Here is a 21,272-nt window from a genome sequence, read left to right as displayed (position 1 = left end):
TCGCCCACCCTACCCCCTTACCGCACTTTCAGCGTGGCAAGACCGATCATCGCCAGGATCAGGCTGATGATCCAGAACCGGATCACGATCTGCGGCTCGGCCCAGCCCTTCTTTTCAAAGTGGTGGTGGATCGGCGCCATGAGGAAGATCCGCTTCTTGGTGCGCTTGTAGTACAGCACCTGGATGATGACGGACAAAGCCTCGACGACGAACAACCCGCCGACGATGGCCAGCACGATCTCGTGCTTGGTGCAGACTGCGATGGCCCCCAACGCGCCGCCCAGGGCCAGCGACCCGGTATCGCCCATGAACACCGCCGCCGGGGGCGCGTTGTACCACAGGAACCCCAGGCCCCCGCCGAACAGGGCCGCCGAGAAGATCAGAAGTTCCGAGGTGCCCGGCACATAGTGGACGTCGAGATACTGGGTAAAGTCGACCCGGCCCACGGCATAGGCGATGATCCCCAGCGTGCCGCCCGCGATCATCACCGGCATGATCGCCAGCCCGTCCAGCCCGTCGGTCAGGTTCACCGCATTGGCCGCGCCCACGATCACGATCATCCCGAAGGGCACGAAGAAGATGCCCAGGTTCAGCAGCGCATCCTTGAAGAAGGGGAAGGCCAGCTCGTTCGTCAGTTCCGGCGGGTGAAACATTGACGCCGAATAGGCCGCCAGCGCCGCGATCAACAGGCCCAAGCCCATCCGCACCTTGCCAGAGACGCCCTTGGTGTTCTGCTTCGTCACCTTCGCATAGTCGTCGGCAAAGCCGATCAGCCCGAAGGCCAGCGTCACCAGGATCACGATCCAGACAAAGGGATTGTCCAGCCGCGCCCACAGGAGCGTGGAGACCATCAGCGCCGACAGGATCAGCAGGCCCCCCATCGTCGGGGTCCCGGCCTTTGACAGATGCGACTGCGGGCCGTCGTCGCGGATCGGCTGGCCCTTGCCCTGCTTGCGGCGCAGAAGGTCGATCAGCGGACGCCCGAACAGGAACCCGAAGAGAAGCGCCGTGACAAAAGCGCCCCCTGCGCGGACGGTGATATAGCGGAAAAGGTTCAGCACCCCGCCGCCATCGGAAAACTCGGCAAGCCAGTAAAACATCTAGACGGTCCCTTCTTTCGGGCTCGCGGCCTGCCCCATTTTCCGCAGAACGTCAACGACGAGGCTGACCTTTATCCCTTTCGAGCCCTTGACCAGAAGGATGTCTCCCGCGTCGATCAGGCTGCGCACGCGCGGGGCCAGTTCGGCCGCCGTCTCGACCCATTCGCCGCGCTGCTGGCGCGGGAGGGCCGCATGCAGCGCCTTCATCCGGGGTCCAACACAGTGGATCACATGAACCGCCGCCAGGCCCGGATGCCCAGCGATGGCCGCGTGCAACGCGCCTTCGGTCGGTCCCAGCTCCAGCATATCGCCCAGGATGGCAATGCGGCGGCCACCTCCGACGCGGCCAATCCCGTCGGTCGGCTTGGCCGCAATCAGCATGTCCAGGCTTGCCGCCATCGAGGCGGGGTTCGCGTTGAAGGCGTCGTCGATCAGGTCGAAGAAGGTCTCCTCGACCAGATCCAGCATGATCCGCTCGCGCTGGCCACGGCCCGCAGGCGGCATCCAGCGGCCCAGGTCATGCGCGGCGATCATCGGGTCCGCCCCCAATGCCTCGGCCACCGCAAGCGCCCCCAGCGCGTTCAGTGCAAAATGGCGGCCGGGGGACGAGACCTTGAACAGCATCGGCACACCCCGGCGGCTGGCCTGGCAGACTGTCGCCTCGTCGCAGATCTGCGCCGAAAGCAGGCGGTAGTCCGCGCCCTCGGCCGTGCCAAAGGCAACGGGCGTCGCACCCACGGCCCTGGCCTTTGCCCGCAGTACCGGGGTCCATTCGATGTCGGCGTTCAAGACCGCCACCCCGCCCGGCCTCAGCCCGTCGAAGATCGAGGCCTTCTCATGCGCGATCCCCTCGACGCTGTCGAAGGCCTCCAGATGCGCCGGGGCGACCGTCGTGACCATCGCCACATCCAGCCGCGCCAGCCGCGCCAGAGGGGCGATCTCGCCGGGGTGGTTCATCCCGATCTCGATCACCGCGAAATCCGCGTCCTGCGGCATCCGCGCCAGCGTCAGGGGCACGCCCCAATGGTTGTTGTAGCTGGCCTCGGCCGCATGGGTCTTGCCCTGCCCCGCCAGAATCGCCCGCAGCATCTCCTTGGTCGAGGTCTTGCCGACCGAGCCGGTGACGCCCACCACCTTCGCCTGCGTCCGGGCACGCGCAAAGGCCCCCAGCGCCTCCAGCGCCTTCAGGACATCCGGCACGATCAGAAGCGGAGCATCCTTGGCCACGCCGTCCGGCACCCGGCTGACCAGGGCCGCCGCAGCACCCTTCTCCAGCGCCTGGGCCACGAAGTCATGCCCGTCCCGCACGTCCTTCAGCGCCACGAACAGCTCGCCCGGCTGCAGGGTCCGCGTGTCGATGGACACGCCCGAGGCCGCCCAGGCCTTGGTCACCTGCCCGCCCGTCGCCTTGACCGCGTCCTCCGAGGTCCACAGCATCAGATCACCCCATCCAGCGCGGCCACCGCGACGCTGGCCTGTTCCACGTCGTCGAACGGGTAGACGTCGGTCCCGATCACCTGCCCGCTCTCATGCCCCTTGCCGGCGATCAGCAAAGCGTCCCCCGGAAGCAGTGCATCCACCGCGCGCAGGATCGCCTCGGCCCGGTCGCCGACCTCGTTCGCCTCGGGGCAGGCCGCCAGGATCGCCGCGCGGATCGTGGCGGGGTCCTCGGTCCGCGGGTTGTCGTCGGTCACGTAAAGGACATCGGCATGGGCCTGCGCCGCCGCCCCCATCAGGGGACGCTTGGTGCGGTCCCGGTCGCCACCCGCGCCGAAGACCACCACGATCCGCCCCATCACATGCGGCCGCAGCGCCCGCAAAGCGGTCTCCAGCGCATCCGGCGTATGGGCGTAGTCCACATAGACCGCCGCCCCGTTCTTCCGCGTCGCCGCCAGCTGCATCCGGCCCCGCACACCCGTCAAGCGCGGCAGCACCGCCAGCACCGCCTCGGGAGCATCCCCGGCCGCAATGCAAAGCCCCGCCGCCACCGCCACATTCTCGGCCTGAAACGCCCCGATCAGCGCAAGCCGGGTCTGGAACGCGCGGCCCTGCCACAGATAGCGCACCTCTTGTCCCGTCGGATCGGGCCGGGTCGCGGCGATCTGCAGGTCCGCCCCCTGCCCCTTGCCCACCGTCAGCACCCGCAAGCCCCGTCCCAGCGCAAGTTCGGCCATCTCGGACCCCTTGGCACCATCCAGGTTCACCACCGCCACCCCGTCCTCGGGAAGCAAACGGGTAAACAACTGCGCCTTGGCCTCGAAATATGCCTCCATCGTCTTGTGATAGTCCAGGTGATCCTGCGTCAGGTTGGTGAAACCGCCCGCGCAAAGCCGCACAGCGTCCAGCCGCCGCTGGTCGATCCCGTGGGATGAGGCCTCCATCGCCGCATGGGTCACGCCGCCTTGCGCCGCCGCCGCCAGCAGCTTCTGCAAGGTCACCGGGTCGGGCGTCGTATGCCCAGAGGGAGCCGTCCAGGCGCCCTCGATCCCCGTCGTGCCGATGTTGATCGCCTCGTGCCCCAGCGCAGCCCAGATCTGCCGGGTAAAGGTCGCGACCGAGGTCTTGCCGTTGGTGCCTGTGACCGCGACGATCACCTCGGGCTGCGCGCCAAACCACAGTGCCGCGGCACAGGCCAAAGCGGCCCGAGGGTCCTCGGCCACCACCAGCGCCACGTCCGTGTCGGCCAGGGCGTCAGCGGCCAGCCGGGCGCCCTCGGCATCGGTCAGCACCGCCGCCGCGCCCTGCTCCAGCGCCATGCCGATGAACTTGGCGCCATGAACCGCCGTGCCCGGTAGGGCCGCGAACAGCATCCCCGCCCGCACCGCCCGACTGTCGGCCGTCACCCCCGACAGCGCCGGATCGCGCCCAGCCCGGGCCGTCAGCCCAAGGTCGGAAAGCCGTATCGCGCGCGCTGTCATCAGATGTCCCCGTCAGTTGCTGGCGGCAGTTACCGCATCCAAGGCGACAGGTTCAAGCTTGGGGCGCAGTCCCATCAAAGGGGCGACGCGGCGGATGATCTCGGCCGCGACGGGAACCGCCGTCCAGCCTGCGGTGCGCCGAGTTTCGGACAGGGTGTCGTCCTGCGGCTCGTCCAGCGTTACGATCAGCACATACTGGGGATTGGAGGCCGGGAACATCGACGCAAAAGTGTTCACCACCTTGTCATCGTAGTAACCCCCGGTCTTCTTCGGCTTGTCCGCCGTGCCGGTCTTGCCCGCGACCTCATAGCCCGGCACCTCACCAAGCGAGGCCGTACCCTCGGTCACCACGCGGCGCAGCATCGCGACCGAATCGAACGCGGTCTTCTCGCTCATCACGCGGACGCCGGTCGTCGGCCCCTCGCGCTTCAGAAGCGTCGGCTTGATCGCCACCCCGCCATTGGCAATCGCCGCATAGGCCGCAGCCAGGTGCAGGGGCGAGGCCGACATGCCGTGGCCGTAGGACGTGGTGATCGTCACGATCTCGGGCCATTTCTTGGGGATCAGCGGACGCGCGCCAGGGGCTTCGATCAGTTCGACCGGAGTCGGCTCGAAGAAGCCCAGCGATTTCAGGAAGGCCTGCTGCCGCAAGGGTCCGATCATCAGCGCGATATGCGCGGTGCCGACGTTCGAGGATTTGGCGATGACGTCCGTGACCGACAGAAGCGGGCCATAGTTCTTGCCCTCGAACTCCTTGATCTTGTGGCGGCCCCATTGCATCGGGGCATTCGCATCCACCATCGTCTCGGGCGTGACCAGCCCCAGCTCCATCGCCTGCGCCGTGGCAAAGATCTTGAAGGTCGAGCCAAGCTCGTAGACCCCCTGGACCGCGCGGTTGAACAAGGGGCTGTCGCCGGGTTCGGCATTCTTGTCGACCAGGGGATTGGGCCGGTCGTTCGGATCAAAGGTCGGCAAGGACGCCATCGCCAGAATCTCGCCCGTGCGCGCATCCATCAGGATGGCCGCCGCGCCCTTGGCGTTCAGCATCTTCATGCCCGACGCCAGCACTTCCTCGATCGTGGATTGCAGCGTCAGGTCGATCGACAGCGTCAGGGGCTTGCCGCCCTGTGCGGGATCGCGCAGCCGCGCATCCATCGCCTTTTCGATCCCCGCCACGCCGATCACCTCGGCGGAATGGACGCCTTCCGCCCCGAAAGAGCTGCCGCCAAGGATATGCGCGGCCAGCATGCCATTCGGGTAAAGCCGCATCTCGCGCGGGCCGAACAAGAGGCCCGGATCACCGATCTCGTGGACCTTCTGCATCTGTTCGGGGCTGAGGACCTTCCTGATCCAGACAAAGCTGCGCCCGTCGGTAAAACGCCGCTCCAGCGCCTTGGCGTCCAGCTCGGGGAACAGCTCGGCCAGCTTCAGCGCCGTGCCCTTGGGGTCCACCATGACCTTGGGATGCGCGTAAAGCGCGTGGGTCGTCATGTTCGTCGCCAGCACCCGGCCGTTGCGGTCGGTGATGTCGGCGCGCTGCGCGATGATCTCGGCCCCAGGCGCGCTGGCCCGAGGCTCCATCGGTTCGGTCGCCGCCATCAGCCCCATCCGCGCGCCGATGGCCCCGAAGGCCATGACAAAGCTTGCGCACAGGATCAGCATCCGGAACTGCGCCCGGCCCCGCGACTTTTCGCGCAAAGCTTCATGGCGAAGCTTCAGGTTTTCCCGTTCGATGGTGTCGGGGTTCAGCCCGTCCTGCCGGGCTTGCAGGATACGGGCGAGGGGACGAAGTGGAGTGCGCATCTACAATCCCTCCGCGCCGGTTGGTTCGGTGATCTCGCCCTGCACATCCTGGCTGAAGCTGATGTCGGGCAGTTTCGGAGCCGGATAGGCGACCTGCGCCGCCGTGCCGAACTGCGACGGCTCCATCGGCAAAAGACCCAGCCGGTCGAAATTGACCGTGGCCAGGTCGCGCAGCCGGTCGGGACGGTTCAGATAGGCCCATTCCGCCTTCTGCACCGTCAAGGCCTCGTGCAGGCCGACGATCTGGCGTTGCAGCGCCTCGACCTCTTTCAGAGCGGCCTGGGTGGCATAATTCTCGCGGTAGGCCCAGAAGCCCAGCGCGATCAGGGCCAGGAAGGAAAGCACATACAACACGGGGCGCATCTAGCGGCGTCCTTTCTTCTGGATTTCCGGCAGGCCTAGCTCTGCCGGTGCAAGCGTTAGTGCCGGAGCCTCGGTCCGCCGCCCGACCCGCAGCTTGGCCGACCGCGCGCGGGGGTTGCGCGCCACTTCGGCGTCGTCCGGGGCCACGGCCTTGCGGGTGACCATCTCGAAGCGCGCCGTGGTGTCGGCTTTGGCGGGGGCGTAGCGGTTGGCGTTGGATTCCTGCCCGCTGGCCAGCTGGAAGAACCGCTTCACGATCCGGTCCTCAAGGCTGTGGAACGTCACAACGGCCAAAAGGCCCCCCGGCTTCAGCGCGCGTTCGGCGGCGTTCAAACCGTCGGCCAGTTCCTGGAATTCGGTGTTCACCGCGATGCGGATCGCCTGGAAGCTGCGCGTGGCGGGGTGGCTTTGCCCCGGTTTCGGGCGTGGCAGGCACTTCGACACGATCTCGGCCAGCTTCGCCGTGCTCTTGATCGGCTCCATCGCCCGGGCCGCCACGATGGCATGGGCAATCCGGCGCGAGGCGCGTTCTTCGCCGTAGTGATACAGGATATCGGCCAGCACACCTTCGTCCGAGGTGTTCACCAGATCCGCCGCCGAAGGCCCGGACTGGCTCATCCGCATGTCCAGTGGGCCGTCGCGCATGAAGGAAAACCCGCGTTCCGCCTGGTCCAGCTGCATCGAGCTGACCCCAAGGTCCAGCACCACGCCATCCAAAGCCTCGCCTGCCAGGCTATCCAGATCGGAAAACGTCCCAGCCACCAGCCGCACCCGGTCGCCATAAGGCGCGGCCCAATCGGCGGCCATCTGAAGGGCCAATGGATCGCGGTCCACCCCGATCACCCGATCCGCACCGGCCGCCAGCAAGGCGCGCGCATAGCCGCCCGCCCCCAGCGTCCCGTCCAGCCAGACGCCGGAAACGGGAGCACACCCCCGCACAATCGCCTCGATCAATACCGGAACATGAGGATCTTCAGGGGGGCGGCCTGGCAGCGGACCCTTCATGGCCCTACCCCGTCCGCTTGTGCCGCCCGACCAGCGTCAGCGGATCGGTGTCGTCTTCGTCGTCCTCGGCAAGTTCCGCCTCATAGACCTCGCGGCGGTAAAGCCGGAAGCGGTTGGTGAAACCGGCAAAGGCGGCCTCGCCGCCGGCTGCCAGGTCATCCCCATGAAATCCCATCTTCTCGCGCACCTGCGGCGGCAGGACGATCCGCCCCTCGCCGTCGACCTCGACCATCACCGACCGGCTGATCAGGTCGCGCTCTGCGCGGGTCCGCTCTTTCGAGCCAAGCTCCATCGTCTCGATTTCTTCGGCCAGCTTGTCCGCGCCAAGCTTGGAATAACATTCCACGAAGGTCCGGTATTTGCCGCCATAGACCATGTAAAGCCGGGGGCGCTGCGAGTTCGAGGCAAAGGGATCGTCCGCCAGCAGAACAGAGCGAAAGGCCGCCGGGATCGAGACCCGCGCCTTTCCGTCTACCTTCTGGTAGTACTCGCCTCTGAACGCCTCTGCCATCGCCTGGCCTTTTCAAATCCACGTCAATCCCGATGCGATGAAATGAAAAAGGCGGACCGGGTTGCTGCCACTACCCGATCCGCCGCTGTCCCATCGCTGGGCGTCCAGCTACGCGCGCCACCTGGGGGAGATGTCTGCTCGCTCGCGCGCCGGATCTGTACGTCCGATGAAAGGGGCTGCCTGTATGAAGCTGCCTTACGCCTATTCGGGGTCTTGAAGCCGCCCCCTGCTTAGTCACTTGCCCTTCTCATCGTCGTGAGATGAAGGTGCATGGGATTGCATGGGAAAGCAAGGGAAAAATTGGGACCAGATGGCCATTATCTTGTGTTTAGGGGGGCCGAAACCCAGCATCTTGTGGTGCCTGAACCGCGCTTTCTTCAACTTCTAGGCGCGGCCTGCAGAGAACACCGCTACATCTTGTGGAGACGTCACAGTCCATGACAGTCCCGTGATCTCCCGAGAAAATTCGCGACCCGTCCGTGATCGGTGAAATTCCCGCTGGCGACCGGGTGAATCTGCCTGAATCACTGCCGCGGGACCAGCGATTGCCGCTGTTTCCCACGATTTCCCGTGAAATGTGATTCGAAATCCTCACCTGACCCCAGCCTGAGCGTCCGGCGAGGTCCCGGGGCGGTGCCGGGACGGGTCAGCCCTTGGCGGGCCTGCCGAACAGAAGCCGCAAGTAGCGCTCCAGATGGTCAAAGGCGGCGCGGGCGGGGGCGGGATCGTTCAGCGCCTTGGCCAGGATGATGCCGCCCTGCGTCGCCACCTGGAACTGCTGCGCCAGGCTTTCGGCCGTCACCCCCGGCACCGGATGCGCGGCAAGGGCAGCCTGCAGATGCGGCAGCACGTGCTGGAACCCCGACCGGATGCTGCGCTCGGCCGCCGCGCGGATCGGGGGCGAGGTTTCATAGGCCTCCTGCACCGTTGTCCCTGCCACGCAGGAAAACTCGGGCAGTGGCTGGCCCAGAAGTTCGCGCCGCAGGTCGATATAGCCGAAAACCCGGTCCAGAGGATCGGGCAGCGCGTTATAGGGATGTGCCGCGAACATCGCCCCGGTCATCTGCGTCCAGTCGTCGACCAACGCGACGCCCAGGGCTTCCTTCGACGGGAAATGGTGGAAGAAGGCCCCCTTCGTCACCCCCGCCGCTGCGCAAAGATCGTCGACGGACGTCGCCGCGAAGCCCCGGTGACGGACCATGCTGCGCGCAGCCTCGATCAGCCGCGCGCGCGCTTCGCCCCTTGGGACGCGGGTTATTATGGACACTCTGCACCCAACCTTGTCATGCCTCCTTGTCCCAAAGAGCGGGATCAGGTGTCAACACCGCCCATTTCAGGCCGAAGGGATCGGAAAGCAGCCCCCAGGTATCGCCCCAGAACTGCTTTTCGAACGGGGCCACCACCGTGCAGCCCGCCGCGATGGCCCGGTCCCACCAGGCCTGCCCGTCCGGCACCACCAGCTGCAGGTGGCCCTGCGGCATCGGGTTGCCCGTGGCATCCACGCCGGACATGCCGCGTTCATCCGTAAGCATCAGCGCGCCGCCGTTGATCTCGATCTGGACATGCATGAAGCCGGGCTTGTCGGGGTAGGGCATCCGGCCGATATCCTTGGCCGCGAAGGCCTTTATGTAGAACTCTGCAGCCGCGCCCGCCTGTCCCGGCAGCGCGAAATAGGGGATCACGCCCTGCATGACCCGGTCCTCGGGGCGGTAGCGCTGGTCGGTGGGTATGTCGTTCATTGTATCCTCCCTTGGAAACTGCCGGTCCGCATCGCCCCGGCGGGCGTATAGGTCGAGATGATGACACCCGACGGCGCCGGCCTGGTAGAGACAAGCTTCAGCCCGCTGGGCGGGGCCAGATCCGAATAAATCCGCTTGCCGCGCCCGATCAGCACCGGGAAGACCAGCAGCACAACCTCGTCCGCCAGCCCCTCGGCGATCAGAAGCGGCGTCAGGGTTGAACTGCCCCAGACAATCAGGTCGGGCCCGCCAGCCTCTTTCACCTTACGGACCCCGGCCGCGATGTCCGCGCCCAGGCTTTCGACCGGCCCCCAGTCCAGGCTTTCCGGCCGGTGGGTCGCCACGAACTTTCCCGCGCCGTTCAGGCTGTCGGCCATCGGGCCAGCCTGCTTCAGCCAGTAGCCCGCGAAGATGTCATAGGTCTTGCGGCCCAAGAGAAGGTCGAACCCCTGCCCCTGCGCCCCGACGATGGCGGCACCCACCGCGTCGTCATGTTCGGGAAAGCCCCAGCCGCCGTGATTGAAGCCGTTCGAGCGGTCCTCCTCCGGCCCGCCCGGCCCCTGGATGACCCCGTCCAGCGAGATGTGTTCGATGATCCTGATCGTCCGCATGTCGGTCTCCTTTCCAGGCAGTCCCCCTCCGCCTATGGCAAGGTCAGCGGGACCGGAAATGAATGGTGCTCGTGTTCCACGATCCAGCGTCCGTCGACGCGCCGCAGCCCCATCGTCAGGCGGCCTGCGGGGGCGTCATCTGTGGTGCAACGCAAAAGAGCATGGACCCAGGCCACGTCTTCTCCGGCCACGATCCGGGTCTCCAGCAGCTCGAACCGGCGCGAGCCCTCGTCCCGGAAGTAAAGTCGCCACGTGTCGCGATAGGCGTCAATGCCTTTGGCCTGCAGCGGTTCAGGTACGTCGAACATCACGACATCCGCATTGCGACCGCGGACCGCACCCTCCAGATCATGCGCGCGGACCGAGGCCGCCCAGGTGTCCAGCATCTGCGAGATCTCGGTCTGTGCATCCAACATCATGCCGCCGCACGCGCTGCGGCCACCGCCGCCTCGATCTCGGCGATGTCGATCTTGGTCTGCTTCATCATTGCCGCAGTCGCCGCCGCCGACACGGCCTTGTCGTCACTTAGGGTCAGTTCGGTCAGACGACGCGGGAAGACCTGCCAGGACACGCCATAACGGTCCTTCAGCCAGCCGCAGACGCTTTCCGCCCCACCATCCGCCGTCAGCGCCGCCCAAAGCCAGTCGGTTTCCGCCTGATCCTCGGTCTCGACCGAGATCGAAACCGCCTCGGTCAAGGTGAAGTGCGGACCTGCGTCCAGGATCTGATATGGCACGCCGCCCAGGCTGAAATCCGTCACCGTGAACGGCCCCATGCCCGCGTCGGCCCCAAACCGGCGCTCGACCCGGCTGCCGGGGATCAGATTGCAGTAGAACTCGGCCGCCTCGGGGCCGCGACCGTCACGAAACCACAGGCAGGTGCGAATGATGTGGGCCATCTTGTTCCTCCTTTTGAGCCAAGCCGCCCTCCGCGACTCGCTGGCTACAGGGACAAGATACCAACCAGTTGGTATGCAGATCAACGCCCATTCCCCGGAAAAGCAAAAACCCGCCACAAGGGGCGGGTTTCTTCAGAACAGGACTATAGTGGCGCTCAACTCATCCCGCCCGCGATCAGCCGGTCAGCCAGCGCAAGATACGGTGCGGCCAAGGGCCCATCGGTCGCCGCAATCGGCGTGCCGCTGTCGCCCGCCACCCGCACATCCAGCGCCAGCGGGAGTTCCCCGAGGAATGGCAGGTCCAGCTTGCGCGCCTCGGCTGCCACGCCACCATGACCGAAGATATGCGCCTCATGCCCGCAGTTCGGGCAGATATAGGTCGACATGTTCTCGACCAGCCCAAGGACGGGGGTCTTCAGCTTGGAAAACATGTCCAGCGCCTTGCGCGCATCCAAGAGCGCCACATCCTGCGGCGTCGAGACCACGATGGCCCCGGTCAGCTGCGTCCGCTGGCACAGCGTCAGCTGCACATCCCCGGTCCCTGGCGGCAGGTCGATGATCAGGACATCCAGCTTGCCCCAGGCCACCTGCCCCAGCAGCTGCTGCAGCGCCCCCATCAGCATCGGTCCGCGCCAGACCACCGCCTCGTCCTCTTTCAGCATCAGGCCGATCGACATCATCGTGACCCCATACGCGATGAGGGGCTCGATGATCTTGCCGTCCGGCGAGGCGGGGCGCTTCGACACCCCCATCATCTTCGGCTGGCTCGGCCCATAGATATCGGCGTCCAGCAAACCGACCCGCCGCCCCCGCCGCGCTAGGGCCACGGCCAGGTTCGACGCCACCGTCGATTTGCCGACCCCACCCTTGCCCGAAGCGACCGCGATGATCCGGTCGATTCCCGAGATCCTTTGCGGCCCCCCCGCCTGCGGCGTCGGATGCTGCCCGATCTTCAGGGTCGGAGGCGCCGCCTTCGCCGCCGGCCCGTGCGCCGTCATCACCACCTGCACCGAGGTCACACCCGGCAAAGCCTTCAGCCGCGCCTCAGCCTCGGCCTGGGCCGGCCCCAGCGCGCGGGCCTCGTCAGGCGTCGGCGCTTCAATCACAAAGCGCACCACGCCCGCCTCGACCGTCAGGGCGCGAATCAGATCCCGACTGACAAGGTCGCCTCCGCCGGGGTGCGCGACCCCCGCCAAGACGCGCATCACATGGTCCCGATCCACCGCCATCGTTTCAACTCCGCATAAGATTTGCACTAAGGTCGTAGCGTTTCGGCGGAAGGGCAAGGTCCGTTGACCAAACGCTCAAAATTTCGGCGAAGACCTTAATAAATCATGACATTTTCGTGTCCCCAGCCATGCGTTTGCTGCATGGCAGCATTGCTGAGAGCCGCTATTGTGCATCTGCAGCATGAGGTCCATGTTACCCCTAACAGCGCGACAGAACGTTGCTGACCATATCGAAGAGGCTTGAGTGACATGGCTTATGTGAACACCAACTCCATCGCCCGCAAGGGTTTCGCTGACCGCCTGGCGTCTGTGAAGGACATCGTCCTGACCGCGATCAACCAGCGCCGCGTCTACACCCGCACCGTGGCCGAGCTGAACGCTCTGACCGACCGCGAGCTGACCGATCTGGGCATTTCGCGCCTCAGCATCACCGAGATCGCCCGCGAGGCGGCCTACGGCAAGTAAGATTTCGTCCGGGTCCGTCCTCCTCCCTGGACCTGCGGCGATAGCGGCGATGCCCACCTCCTCCCGGGCAAAGCCGCGCCTTCTTCGGACCTTCGGGTCCAACCTGATCGGGTGCCTCTCCTCCTCCCTGGCACCTGGTACTGCGGCGGCGCCAACCCTCCTCCCTGGCGTCGCCGCGCAGACCATCCCAAGGCCCGCTCCTCCTCCCAGGGCCTGAAGGATCGCGGCGGTGTCCTCTCCTCCTCCCTGGACACCGCCGCCCCCATTCCGAGCCGAAAAGGCTCATATCCATCGGGCGCCCACCCTCCTCCCGGGTTGCCTGGTACTTGCGGCGGGACCAACCCTCCTCCCTGGTCCCGCCGCGCAAACCATCCCAAGGCTCCACCCTCCTCCCGGGGCCGAACGGACCAGCGACGGTGCCAACCCTCCTCCCTGGCATCGTCGCCCCCTTTCCGGGCCGCAAAGGCCCGACCGGCATCGGACGCCCCATCCTCCTCCCGGGGTGCGCCGATCTTCCGGCGGCCCTCTCTCCTCCTCCCTGAGGGTCGCCGGCTTTCCCCCTTGCAGCCCGCCAACACCCGCGAAATAGTCCCGTCGTTCCGGGCATTTGAAGCCAGGTCGTTTGGAGACAGCATGCGGGCCTCTGTCCTATCTGCCGCGACCGTGGCCGCGCTTGTCGGCTATGCCGCCTCGGTGGCAATCCTGCTGGCCGCCGCCACTGCGCTGGGGGCGACCCCCGAACAGACCGCAAGCTGGCTTCTGGCGATCAGCCTGGGCAAGGCGGTCGGCTCTGCCCTTCTGTCGTGGAGTTCCAGGATCCCTGTCGTCCTCGCCTGGTCCACACCCGGCGCGGCCCTCATCGCCGCCACCGAAGGCATCAGCTTCGCCGAGGGCGTGGGGGCCTTCGTCGTGACCGGCCTCCTCATCGCCGCAACCGGCCTGATCCGACCCTTGGGGGCGCTCGTCGCCCGCATCCCCGACGGCATCGCCGCCGGTATGCTGGCCGGGGTCCTCCTTCCGTTCTGCCTGAAAGGTGCGACTGCGGCCCAGACCCTGCCGATGCTTGTCCTTCCGATGATTGCCGTGTTCCTGGTGGTCCGGCTCTGGAATCCCGCGATGGCGACCCTTGCGGCCTTTGCAATCGGCATCATCCTGGCTCTTCTGACCGGAGCGGACCTCTCCAGCCTACGACTGACCACCCCGCTGCTGGAGTTCACAGCCCCTTCGTTCCGCCCCGGCGTGATCCTTGGCCTGGCCCTGCCGCTGTACCTCGTGACAATGGCCTCGCAGAACCTGCCCGGCTTTGCGACCTTGCGCGCCGCGGGGTATGAGCCGCCCGTCTCTGCCGCGCTGACCACCACCGGCCTGATCTCCACGGTGACCGCCTTCTTCGGGGCGCATACCGTCAGCATGGCCGCGATCACTGCCGCGATCTGCCTTGGGCCGGATGTCCACCCGGACAAGGATCGCCGCTGGATCGTCGGCCTCGCCTATGCCGGGGTCTGGGTGCTTCTGGGCCTGCTCAGCCCCACGGTCCTGCAACTGATCGCCGCCCTGCCTGCCCCCGTGGTCGCAGCCCTGGTGGCGCTCGCGCTGCTTGGTCCGCTGATGGGTGCGCTGACAGCGGCATTCGCCCACCCCGACCAGCGCTTGCCCGCCACGCTGACCTTGGTGACCACGGCGTCGGGTATGGCCGCTTTCGGCATCGGTGCGGCCTTCTGGGGGCTGATGGTCGGGCTTCTGGCCTGGGGCATCGACCACCTGAAACCAGGCCGCACCTGACCGCTCCTCGTTCGACTTCGTCTCCTCGTCGCAAGGCTTTCCCCCGCGAGGAGTGACGAAGTCATCGACGAGCCGCCCGCCAGGGCTATTCCTGACGTTTCCCGAACGCCCGCGCCCAACCCCTTGAAAACCCTGCCATCGCTGCGATTGTCCACCGTGGACAGGACCGCCCCACCCCGCTATCCTCCGCCCCGTCCAACCCCAGGGGAGCCGCCATGCAGACCATGCTCGGAGTGATCGGCGGATCGGGGGTCTACCAGTTGGGTGGCCTTGAAGGCGCGTCCTGGGTGAAGGTGAAGACCCCCTGGGGCAAGCCCTCGGACGAGGTGCTGGTCGGACGCCTGAACGGCCTCCCCGTCGCCTTCCTGCCCCGGCATGGTCGCGGCCATGTCCATAGCCCGACCTCGGTCCCCTACCAGGCCAACATCGACGCCCTGAAGCGCCTTGGCTGCACCGACCTTCTCGCCGTTTCGGCTGTGGGCAGCCTGCGGGAGGAGTTCGAGCCCGGCCACTTCGTCCTCGTCGACCAGTACATCGACCGCACCACCCAGCGCGCGCCCAGCTTCTTCGGCCCCGGCTGCGTCGCGCACGTCAGCCTGGCCGATCCGACCTGCCCCCGCCTTGGTGCCCTCGCCGCCCAGGCCGCCCGCGATGAAGGCCTCACAGTCCACACCGGCGCGACCTACCTCTCGATGGAGGGCCCCCAGTTCTCCACCCGCGCCGAAAGCCGGATGTACCGGACCTGGGGTGCCGACGTGATCGGGATGACCGGCCTGTCCGAGGCCCGCCTCGCCCGCGAAGCCGAGCTGTGCTACGCCTCCCTCGCGATGGTCACCGACTATGACTGCTGGCACGACAGCCACGGCGCGGTGGACGTCGCCCAGGTCATCGCCGTCGTCCAGGCCAACGCCGCCGCCGCCCGCGGCCTGGTCGCCCGCCTGCCCGCCCTTCTGGCCCCCGACCGCCAACCCTGCCGCCACGGCTGCGACCGCGCGCTCCAACACGCCATCATGACCGCCCCCGACAAGCGCGACCCCGAGCTTCTGGCAAAGCTCGACGCCATCGCCGCCCGCGTCCTTTGAGGAACCCCAGATGACCCCCCGCAAGACCGTCAAGGACTACATCCGCACCATCGTCGACTTCCCGCACGAAGGTATCCTTTTCCGCGACGTCACCACCCTTTTCGCCGATCCCCGCGGTTTTCGGATGTGTGTCGACCAGCTTCTGGCCCCCTATGCCGGGATGCGCATCGACAAGGTCGTGGGGCTGGAGGCGCGCGGGTTCATCCTGGGCGGCGCGGTGGCGCACCAGTTGTCGACTGGGTTCGTCCCGATCCGCAAGAAGGGCAAGCTTCCCGGCCAGACCATCTCCCAGGCCTACAAGCTGGAATACGGCGAGGCGGTGGTCGAGGTCCACGACGACGCCATGCAACCCGGCGAAAAGATCCTTCTCGTCGACGACCTTCTGGCCACCGGGGGCACCGCCGAGGCCGGAATCCGCCTGATCGAACGCCTTGGGGCCGAGGTCGTCGGCTGCGCCTTTGTCGTCGACCTGCCCGACCTTGGCGGCCGCACAAAGCTGGAATCGATGGGGATGGATGTCCACGCCCTCTGCGCGTTCGAAGGACTCTGACCCCGGCAAACCGGGCGCTACCGGAGTTTTCGAAAACTCCGCACCGATTTCCTCGAAGAAATCGGCGCCCCGCGCGGCCAGGGGGGCTTCCGTTAACCGTCCTGAAAGAGAATCACCCTACACCGGTGCTTGTCAGGGCTACCCACCCTGATCGCGCTGCTACCCACAGCGTGACCCACACACCCCCAAAGCACCCCGTCGCAGATTTCCTGCGGCGGGGATGTTTCAATCCCGGCCCCCCTTCTCGCGCACGATGTGCACACGCCGGAGACCGGCGCGCGCCAGAGCGAGGAGTGACGAAGTCATCGACGAGCGGGGGCTTACCCCAGCACCGCTCCTGGGTTCATGATCCCCGCCGGGTCCAGTGCCGCCTTGATCGCCCGCATCGCCGCCAGCTTTCCCGGGTCCGCATAACGCGCCAGGTCCGCAACCTTCAGCCGCCCCACCCCGTGCTCTGCCGCGACCGACCCGCCCCGAGCGTGCACCATGTCATGCACCACCCGCTTCACCTCGTCGCGCACCGCCTCATGTTCGGCCTTGCCATGCCCCCGCGCCGGGAAGACGTTCCAATGCAGGTTGCCGTCGCCGAGATGCCCAAAGCAGTTCACCCGGAAGTCCCCCAGCCCGGAAATCGCCCTCGGTGCCTCGGCAATGAACCCCGGGATCGCCGACAGCGGCAACGAGATGTCATGGCTCGACACCGCGCCAACCTTGCGGTTCGCCAGGGGGATCGTCTCGCGCAAGGCCCAGATCGCCGCCGCCTGCGCCTGCGAGGTCGCGATCACGCCGTCAGTCACCAGCCCCGCCTCGGCCCCGGCCTCGTAAAGCCCGGCCATCGTCACTTCCGGCTCCAGACCGCCGGGCAGTTCCAGTTCCAGCAACACCAGCCACTCCGGCACCGGATCGAACGGCGCGCGCAGATCGAAGCCGGTCTCCTCCAGGAAGTCGAACCCCATCCGGTGAATCAGCTCGAAGGCTGAGACCATCCCGGCCGCCCGCGCGCCACACAGTGCCAGCAACTGCAGCGCAGCGGTGGGCGACGGTACCGCCAAAAGCCCCACCACCCGCGCTGCAGGCTGCGGGAAAAGCTTCAGGCTCGCCGCCGTGATCACGCCCAGCGTGCCCTCGGACCCGATCAGCAAATGGCGCAGGTCATAGCCCGCGTTGTCCTTGCGCAGCCGCGTCAACCCGTTGAAGACGCTGCCGTCCGGCAGCACCGCCTCCAGCCCCAGGCACAGATCCCGCGCATTGCCATAGCGCAGGACCGCCGTCCCCCCGGCATTGGCCGCAAGGTTTCCCCCGATCCGGCAACTGCCCTCCGACGCCAGCGACAAGGGGAACAGCCGCCCGACCTTCGTCGCCTCGGCCTGCACATCGGCCAGCACCATCCCCGCCTCGACCACCAGCGCATTTTCTTCGGGCCAGACCCCGCGCAGCGCTGCCATCCGCTCCAGCGACAAAAGGACCGGCGCCGGACCAGAGGTCATGATCTGCCCCCCGACCAACCCCGTCCCGCCACTGACCGGCACTACGCCCACCCGTCCGGCAGTGCAGGCCCGCACCACCGCCGCAACCTCTGCCGTCGTCCTGGGCCGGGCCAGAACCCCGGCCTCACCGGTCCAGCGGCCCCTGGGCTCCTCCAGATACCGCGGCTCGGGCGCGGACAACGTGCCTTCTGGCACCAGCGCCGCCAATGTCGCAACGAAATCGGGATCGCAGGGGTTCAGCATCGGCGTCTCCTTCCCGCCCTTCATATCAAGGGCAGCCGGAGAGGCTAGTCGAGATAGGCCGGTTCCAGCACCATGATCGTCGGCTGCGACGGCAGATCATCCAGCGACAGCGCAATCTGCGCGCCGCCGGTCTCGACCACGGTGAATTCCGCCGCCATCTCGGCCAGAAACTGATCCAGCGACCCCTGGCTGAACCAGTGCATCGGGATCACGACGGAAGATCGCAGCCGCTTCACCACGCCCGCCATGTCCTCAAGTCGCATGGTGTAGCCGCCATCGACCGGCACCATCACCACGTCCAGCCGCCCGATGGCCGCATACTGCTCGTCCGAGGGGATCTGATGCAGATGCCCCAGATGACCGATGCAAAGCCCCGCCGCCTCGAAAATGAAGATCGAGTTGCCATCCCGCCGCGCGCCTTCGCCGAACGGACCCCGGGTGTCGGTGGTGACGTTCCGGACCAGCATCGCGCCAAGGTCCAGCCGGTGGTCCGCCGGGCCGCTGCCGTTTGGCCAGCCCTCAAGCACATTCGGGATGCGCGGGTCAGGGGCCGCGGTCCAATGCGTGGAATGGGCGTTGTTCATCGTGACCACGTCCGGCACGAGGTCCGCCGTCCCGAGATACCCGGTGTAATCGGTCACTGCGACAGTCCCGTCCGCCGTGACGATGGCAAAGCTGGCATGGTCGATGTAGCGGACAAGGACGCTGTCCGCCTCAAGCCCCTCCTCCAGCGCCACCGGCACCACCGAAGGCGCGCCCGCCGCCACGGCAATGCAGTGCGATGGGATGCGGTCCTGCGCCACGGCTGGCGTCGCAAGCAGGACAAGGGCGGCTAGCAGGCGCATGGTCACCTCCGGATTTCGCAAAGGGTAACCCGGATTGCCCTTGCGTCACGCGCAGCCATGATCACGGATGCGCGATCACCCCGCCAAGGCGGCCAAAGCCGCAATCGTGCGCAGATTTCGGGCAGTCATCGGCCCGTCGAGCGGCAGCTTCGCCGCCAGCTTCGACCGCCCGATGCCCGCCGGGGTGTGCAGCGTCAAGCGGCGCGGCCCGATGTGCCAGCCATCCCCCGGCAGGGCCAGAGCGCGCAGCTTGGCCGCGTCGGGCGCAGGCGTCTCGCGCAGGAAGAAGACATGAACCCGGGCAGGGTCGGCGTCGCCAAACGGGTGGCCCACCAGCGCTTCGCCGATCTCTTCGGCACTTCGCACAAAGGTCTCTGGCGCAAAGCCAAACCGCGTCGCCACCGCGCCCTCGATCATCCGCTCCAGGACCGCCGCCGGAAGATCGCTGTCGAAGACCGCATTCCCGGACTGGATATGGGTCCGCACCGCCCCGAACCCCAACTCCGCCAACATCTCCCGGAACTCCACCATCGGCAGCTTCCCCGCGCCCGAGACATTCACCCCCCGCAAAAGCGCCACGCAAACGGCCATCCCGAACGTCTTTCACACTTGCGCAAATATCCCCGCCGGAGGCACCCGAGCGATTTTGCGTTCTTCACGCAAAACCGCGAGACAAAAGCCTTGCGCGGCACGCGCTCAATTCAAAACCCGCCCGACCCGTCAGCCGACGTCGGTGCGCCCGCGCCGGTCGCCGCGCAGGTTGGCGTAAAGCACATGGTTCCGCCAGCGCCCGTTGATCTGCAGGTAGCTTTGCGCGACGCCCTCGTACTTGAAGCCGCACTTTTCCAGCACCCCGCGCGAGGCCAGGTTCTCGGGCAGGCACGCCGCCTCCAGTCGCGACAGGTCCATCCGGGTGAAGGCGTGGTGGGTCAGCGCCAGGATCGCCTCGCGCATGTAGCCCTGCCGCGCGAAGGGCTCGCCGATCCAGTAGCCGAAAGTCCCGGTCTGCGACGGCCCCCTGCGGATATTGTCCAGCGTCAGCGCCCCCAGAAGCTGCTGATCGTCGCGCCGGATCAGCAGCACCGGCAACGCCTGGCCCTGCGATTCCGCTCGCTGGGCCCAGTAGACGCGATTGGTGAAGGCCCGCCGCGTCAGGTGGTCGTTGGACCAGACCGGCTCCCATTTGATCAGGAACTCGGCCGAGGCCTGGCGCAGGTCCGACCATTGCCGCCAGTCGCCATGTTCCGGAAGCCGCAGCGTCATCCGCTCCGTCTCCACCCTCACACGGCGCTTGAGGCCCAGCATCAGGCGGCAAGTCCCTTGCGGACCTCGTCGATGCCCGGAGCACGGGCCACCGGGCCATAGATCGCCAGCGCCGCCTTCGCCGCCGTCAACTCGGCAGCATAGCCGCGCACGGCGGCGGTATCGACGGCATCGATCTTCGCCACTGCCTCGGCCACATCCGGCACCCGGCCCCAGATCGACAACAGTCGCGCATTGCGTTCAGCGCGGCTGGACGGGCTTTCCAGCCCCATCAGCAGCCCTGCCCGCAGCTGCGCCCGCGCCCGCGCGACCTCGGCCTCGCTCATGTCGTCGGCAGCCCGCTTCAATTCAGCGATGGTCAGCTGGGTCAACTCGCCGATCTCGGCTTCCGAGGTTCCGGCATAGACGGTCAGCTGCCCGGTATCCTCATAGGCCGAGGATTGGGCGTAGATCGAATAGCACAGCCCCCGGTCCTCACGGATCTTCTGGAACAGGCGGCTGGACATGCCGCCCCCCATCGCCGTCGAATAGACCTGCGCGGTATAGACCTTGTCGTCGCGGTAGCCCGGCCCTTCGAACTGCAGCGCGAAATGCACCTGTTCCAGGTCCTTCACTTCGCGCCGTTCGCCACCGACGAAGCGCGCGGCTTCGACCTTGGACGCCCCCACCGGCTTCAGCCCGCCGAAGATGCGCTCGGCCGCCGCGACGATGGCGTCATGCTCCACGCCCCCCGCCGCCGACAGGATCATCTGGTCGGGGCCGTAATGTGCGCCGGTGAAGCCCTCGAAATCTGCCTTGCGGAACGAGGCTACCCGCTCTTCCGGCCCCAGGATCGTGCGGCCGAAGGGCTGGTCGGGGTAGCTGACTTCGTGCAGCCAGTCGAAGATGATGTCATCGGGCGTATCCAGTGCCTGCCCGATCTCTTGCAGGATCACGTGACGCTCGGTCTCGATATCGGCCTTGCGAAACACCGGGTTCAGCACGATGTCCGCGATCACGTCCAGCGCCATTACGACGTCCTGCGACAGCACCCGCGCGTAATACGCCGTCATCTCGCGGCTGGTGTAGGCGTTGATATAGCCGCCAACATCCTCGATTTCCTCGGCGATCCGCAGGGCCGACCGGCGCCGGGTCCCCTTGAAGGCCATATGCTCCAGGAAATGCGCGATGCCGTTCTGGGAAGAGGTCTCGTGCCGCCCCCCGGCCTCGACCCACAGGCCGACGGACGCGGATTGCAGGCCCGGCATCGCCTCGGTGACGATGCGGAATCCGTTGGGCAGGGTGTGCAGGCGCTGGGTCAAGATCGGGTCCGATCGTTTGGTCATGTTGGCAGGTGATACAACCCCGGCGCGGGATGGAAAAGGGGCGCTTCGGAACG

General features: G+C 66.8%; 22 protein-coding genes. 4 read left to right on the top strand and 18 right to left on the bottom strand.

Features of this window, described 5'->3' with window-relative positions; genetic code table 11:
- Nucleotides 1-17: 17 nt before the first annotated feature.
- The 13 genes from mraY to U1E69_RS07290 all read right to left on the bottom strand — a co-directional run bounded on the left by mraY (nt 18) and on the right by U1E69_RS07290 (nt 12,177).
- A complete protein-coding gene (gene mraY / locus U1E69_RS07350; protein ID WP_322243704.1) occupies nt 18-1,100 on the bottom strand; it encodes a phospho-N-acetylmuramoyl-pentapeptide-transferase in 1,083 nt (360 codons plus the stop codon).
- Complete coding sequence (locus U1E69_RS07345; protein ID WP_322243703.1) at nt 1,101-2,537, bottom strand: UDP-N-acetylmuramoyl-tripeptide--D-alanyl-D-alanine ligase; 1,437 nt, start codon at nt 2,535-2,537, stop codon at nt 1,101-1,103.
- Nucleotides 2,537-4,018, bottom strand: a complete 1,482-nt coding sequence (locus U1E69_RS07340; RefSeq protein ID WP_322243702.1) for a UDP-N-acetylmuramoyl-L-alanyl-D-glutamate--2,6-diaminopimelate ligase — start codon at nt 4,016-4,018, stop codon at nt 2,537-2,539. Before U1E69_RS07340 ends, U1E69_RS07345 begins: the two co-directional genes overlap by 1 nt.
- A gap of 12 nt (nt 4,019-4,030) precedes the next feature.
- Nucleotides 4,031-5,821 (bottom strand): penicillin-binding protein 2, encoded by a 1,791-nt coding sequence (locus U1E69_RS07335; RefSeq protein ID WP_322243701.1) that lies wholly within the window; start codon nt 5,819-5,821, stop codon nt 4,031-4,033.
- Nucleotides 5,822-6,184, bottom strand: coding sequence for a cell division protein FtsL (gene ftsL / locus U1E69_RS07330; RefSeq protein WP_322243700.1), 363 nt, complete (start codon nt 6,182-6,184; stop codon nt 5,822-5,824).
- The gene (gene rsmH / locus U1E69_RS07325) at nt 6,185-7,189 is read right to left on the bottom strand and encodes a 16S rRNA (cytosine(1402)-N(4))-methyltransferase RsmH (RefSeq protein WP_322243699.1); all 1,005 of its coding nucleotides are present in this window, start codon (nt 7,187-7,189) and stop codon (nt 6,185-6,187) included.
- A 4-nt stretch (nt 7,190-7,193) separates the two neighbouring features.
- On the bottom strand, nt 7,194-7,700 hold the full coding sequence (locus tag U1E69_RS07320) for a division/cell wall cluster transcriptional repressor MraZ (RefSeq protein ID WP_322243698.1): 507 nt from the start codon (nt 7,698-7,700) through the stop codon (nt 7,194-7,196).
- Nucleotides 7,701-8,346: 646 nt separating this feature from the next.
- A complete protein-coding gene (locus U1E69_RS07315; RefSeq protein ID WP_322243697.1) occupies nt 8,347-8,967 on the bottom strand; it encodes a TetR/AcrR family transcriptional regulator in 621 nt (206 codons plus the stop codon).
- A gap of 16 nt (nt 8,968-8,983) precedes the next feature.
- On the bottom strand, nt 8,984-9,439 hold the full coding sequence (locus U1E69_RS07310) for a glyoxalase/bleomycin resistance/extradiol dioxygenase family protein (RefSeq protein WP_322243696.1): 456 nt from the start codon (nt 9,437-9,439) through the stop codon (nt 8,984-8,986).
- Nucleotides 9,436-10,050, bottom strand: coding sequence for a dihydrofolate reductase family protein (locus U1E69_RS07305; protein WP_322243695.1), 615 nt, complete (start codon nt 10,048-10,050; stop codon nt 9,436-9,438). Before U1E69_RS07305 ends, U1E69_RS07310 begins: the two co-directional genes overlap by 4 nt.
- 32 nt (nt 10,051-10,082) lie before the next feature.
- The gene (locus tag U1E69_RS07300; protein WP_322243694.1) at nt 10,083-10,469 is read right to left on the bottom strand and encodes a nuclear transport factor 2 family protein; all 387 of its coding nucleotides are present in this window, start codon (nt 10,467-10,469) and stop codon (nt 10,083-10,085) included.
- Nucleotides 10,466-10,948, bottom strand: a complete 483-nt coding sequence (locus U1E69_RS07295) for a VOC family protein (RefSeq protein WP_322243693.1) — start codon at nt 10,946-10,948, stop codon at nt 10,466-10,468. Before U1E69_RS07295 ends, U1E69_RS07300 begins: the two co-directional genes overlap by 4 nt.
- A gap of 155 nt (nt 10,949-11,103) precedes the next feature.
- The gene (locus U1E69_RS07290) at nt 11,104-12,177 is read right to left on the bottom strand and encodes an Mrp/NBP35 family ATP-binding protein (protein ID WP_322243692.1); all 1,074 of its coding nucleotides are present in this window, start codon (nt 12,175-12,177) and stop codon (nt 11,104-11,106) included.
- A 249-nt stretch (nt 12,178-12,426) separates the two neighbouring features.
- Here U1E69_RS07290 and U1E69_RS07285 point away from each other — a divergent pair, with 249 nt between their 5' ends.
- The 4 genes from U1E69_RS07285 to U1E69_RS07270 all read left to right on the top strand — a co-directional run bounded on the left by U1E69_RS07285 (nt 12,427) and on the right by U1E69_RS07270 (nt 16,056).
- Complete coding sequence (locus tag U1E69_RS07285; protein WP_322243691.1) at nt 12,427-12,642, top strand: DUF1127 domain-containing protein; 216 nt, start codon at nt 12,427-12,429, stop codon at nt 12,640-12,642.
- Between the two features lie 633 nt (nt 12,643-13,275).
- Complete coding sequence (locus U1E69_RS07280) at nt 13,276-14,424, top strand: benzoate/H(+) symporter BenE family transporter (protein WP_322243690.1); 1,149 nt, start codon at nt 13,276-13,278, stop codon at nt 14,422-14,424.
- A 215-nt stretch (nt 14,425-14,639) separates the two neighbouring features.
- On the top strand, nt 14,640-15,506 hold the full coding sequence (locus U1E69_RS07275) for an S-methyl-5'-thioadenosine phosphorylase (protein WP_322243689.1): 867 nt from the start codon (nt 14,640-14,642) through the stop codon (nt 15,504-15,506).
- A 10-nt stretch (nt 15,507-15,516) separates the two neighbouring features.
- Nucleotides 15,517-16,056, top strand: coding sequence for an adenine phosphoribosyltransferase (locus U1E69_RS07270; RefSeq protein ID WP_322243688.1), 540 nt, complete (start codon nt 15,517-15,519; stop codon nt 16,054-16,056).
- A 320-nt stretch (nt 16,057-16,376) separates the two neighbouring features.
- Here the strand turns inward: U1E69_RS07270 and U1E69_RS07265 are convergent, their stop codons facing one another.
- From U1E69_RS07265 to U1E69_RS07245, 5 genes are all read right to left on the bottom strand, one after another.
- Nucleotides 16,377-17,786: an FAD-binding oxidoreductase gene (locus tag U1E69_RS07265; protein WP_322243687.1), complete on the bottom strand. Its 1,410-nt coding sequence runs from the start codon at nt 17,784-17,786 to the stop codon at nt 16,377-16,379.
- Between the two features lie 44 nt (nt 17,787-17,830).
- On the bottom strand, nt 17,831-18,631 hold the full coding sequence (locus tag U1E69_RS07260) for an MBL fold metallo-hydrolase (protein WP_322243686.1): 801 nt from the start codon (nt 18,629-18,631) through the stop codon (nt 17,831-17,833).
- Between the two features lie 75 nt (nt 18,632-18,706).
- Nucleotides 18,707-19,222 (bottom strand): DUF1697 domain-containing protein, encoded by a 516-nt coding sequence (locus tag U1E69_RS07255; protein WP_322243685.1) that lies wholly within the window; start codon nt 19,220-19,222, stop codon nt 18,707-18,709.
- A gap of 129 nt (nt 19,223-19,351) precedes the next feature.
- A complete protein-coding gene (locus U1E69_RS07250) occupies nt 19,352-19,936 on the bottom strand; it encodes a GNAT family protein (RefSeq protein ID WP_322243684.1) in 585 nt (194 codons plus the stop codon).
- Nucleotides 19,936-21,195, bottom strand: coding sequence for a pitrilysin family protein (locus U1E69_RS07245; RefSeq protein ID WP_322243746.1), 1,260 nt, complete (start codon nt 21,193-21,195; stop codon nt 19,936-19,938). The genes U1E69_RS07250 and U1E69_RS07245 overlap by 1 nt, the downstream gene beginning before the upstream one ends.
- Nucleotides 21,196-21,272 lie beyond the last annotated feature (77 nt).

The organism is Tabrizicola sp., assembly GCF_034366665.1.
GTDB lineage: Bacteria > Pseudomonadota > Alphaproteobacteria > Rhodobacterales > Rhodobacteraceae > Tabrizicola.
This window is presented reverse-complemented; position numbering and strand designations above follow the sequence as displayed.

Bases quoted from the DNA above. Each gene is read 5' to 3' on its own strand.
- mraY (WP_322243704.1), bottom strand. From the start codon at position 1,100: ATGTTTTACTGGCTTGCCGAGTTTTCCGATGGCGGCGGGGTGCTGAAC.
- U1E69_RS07345 (WP_322243703.1), bottom strand. From the start codon at position 2,537: ATGCTGTGGACCTCGGAGGACGCGGTCAAGGCGACGGGCGGGCAGGTG.
- U1E69_RS07340 (WP_322243702.1), bottom strand. From the start codon at position 4,018: ATGACAGCGCGCGCGATACGGCTTTCCGACCTTGGGCTGACGGCCCGG.
- U1E69_RS07335 (WP_322243701.1), bottom strand. From the start codon at position 5,821: ATGCGCACTCCACTTCGTCCCCTCGCCCGTATCCTGCAAGCCCGGCAG.
- ftsL (WP_322243700.1), bottom strand. From the start codon at position 6,184: ATGCGCCCCGTGTTGTATGTGCTTTCCTTCCTGGCCCTGATCGCGCTG.
- rsmH (WP_322243699.1), bottom strand. From the start codon at position 7,189: ATGAAGGGTCCGCTGCCAGGCCGCCCCCCTGAAGATCCTCATGTTCCG.
- U1E69_RS07320 (WP_322243698.1), bottom strand. From the start codon at position 7,700: ATGGCAGAGGCGTTCAGAGGCGAGTACTACCAGAAGGTAGACGGAAAG.
- U1E69_RS07310 (WP_322243696.1), bottom strand. From the start codon at position 9,439: ATGAACGACATACCCACCGACCAGCGCTACCGCCCCGAGGACCGGGTC.
- U1E69_RS07305 (WP_322243695.1), bottom strand. From the start codon at position 10,050: ATGCGGACGATCAGGATCATCGAACACATCTCGCTGGACGGGGTCATC.
- U1E69_RS07300 (WP_322243694.1), bottom strand. From the start codon at position 10,469: ATGATGTTGGATGCACAGACCGAGATCTCGCAGATGCTGGACACCTGG.
- U1E69_RS07295 (WP_322243693.1), bottom strand. From the start codon at position 10,948: ATGGCCCACATCATTCGCACCTGCCTGTGGTTTCGTGACGGTCGCGGC.
- U1E69_RS07290 (WP_322243692.1), bottom strand. From the start codon at position 12,177: ATGGCGGTGGATCGGGACCATGTGATGCGCGTCTTGGCGGGGGTCGCG.
- U1E69_RS07285 (WP_322243691.1), top strand. From the start codon at position 12,427: ATGGCTTATGTGAACACCAACTCCATCGCCCGCAAGGGTTTCGCTGAC.
- U1E69_RS07280 (WP_322243690.1), top strand. From the start codon at position 13,276: ATGCGGGCCTCTGTCCTATCTGCCGCGACCGTGGCCGCGCTTGTCGGC.
- U1E69_RS07275 (WP_322243689.1), top strand. From the start codon at position 14,640: ATGCAGACCATGCTCGGAGTGATCGGCGGATCGGGGGTCTACCAGTTG.
- U1E69_RS07270 (WP_322243688.1), top strand. From the start codon at position 15,517: ATGACCCCCCGCAAGACCGTCAAGGACTACATCCGCACCATCGTCGAC.
- U1E69_RS07265 (WP_322243687.1), bottom strand. From the start codon at position 17,786: ATGCTGAACCCCTGCGATCCCGATTTCGTTGCGACATTGGCGGCGCTG.
- U1E69_RS07260 (WP_322243686.1), bottom strand. From the start codon at position 18,631: ATGCGCCTGCTAGCCGCCCTTGTCCTGCTTGCGACGCCAGCCGTGGCG.
- U1E69_RS07255 (WP_322243685.1), bottom strand. From the start codon at position 19,222: ATGGCCGTTTGCGTGGCGCTTTTGCGGGGGGTGAATGTCTCGGGCGCG.
- U1E69_RS07250 (WP_322243684.1), bottom strand. From the start codon at position 19,936: ATGCTGGGCCTCAAGCGCCGTGTGAGGGTGGAGACGGAGCGGATGACG.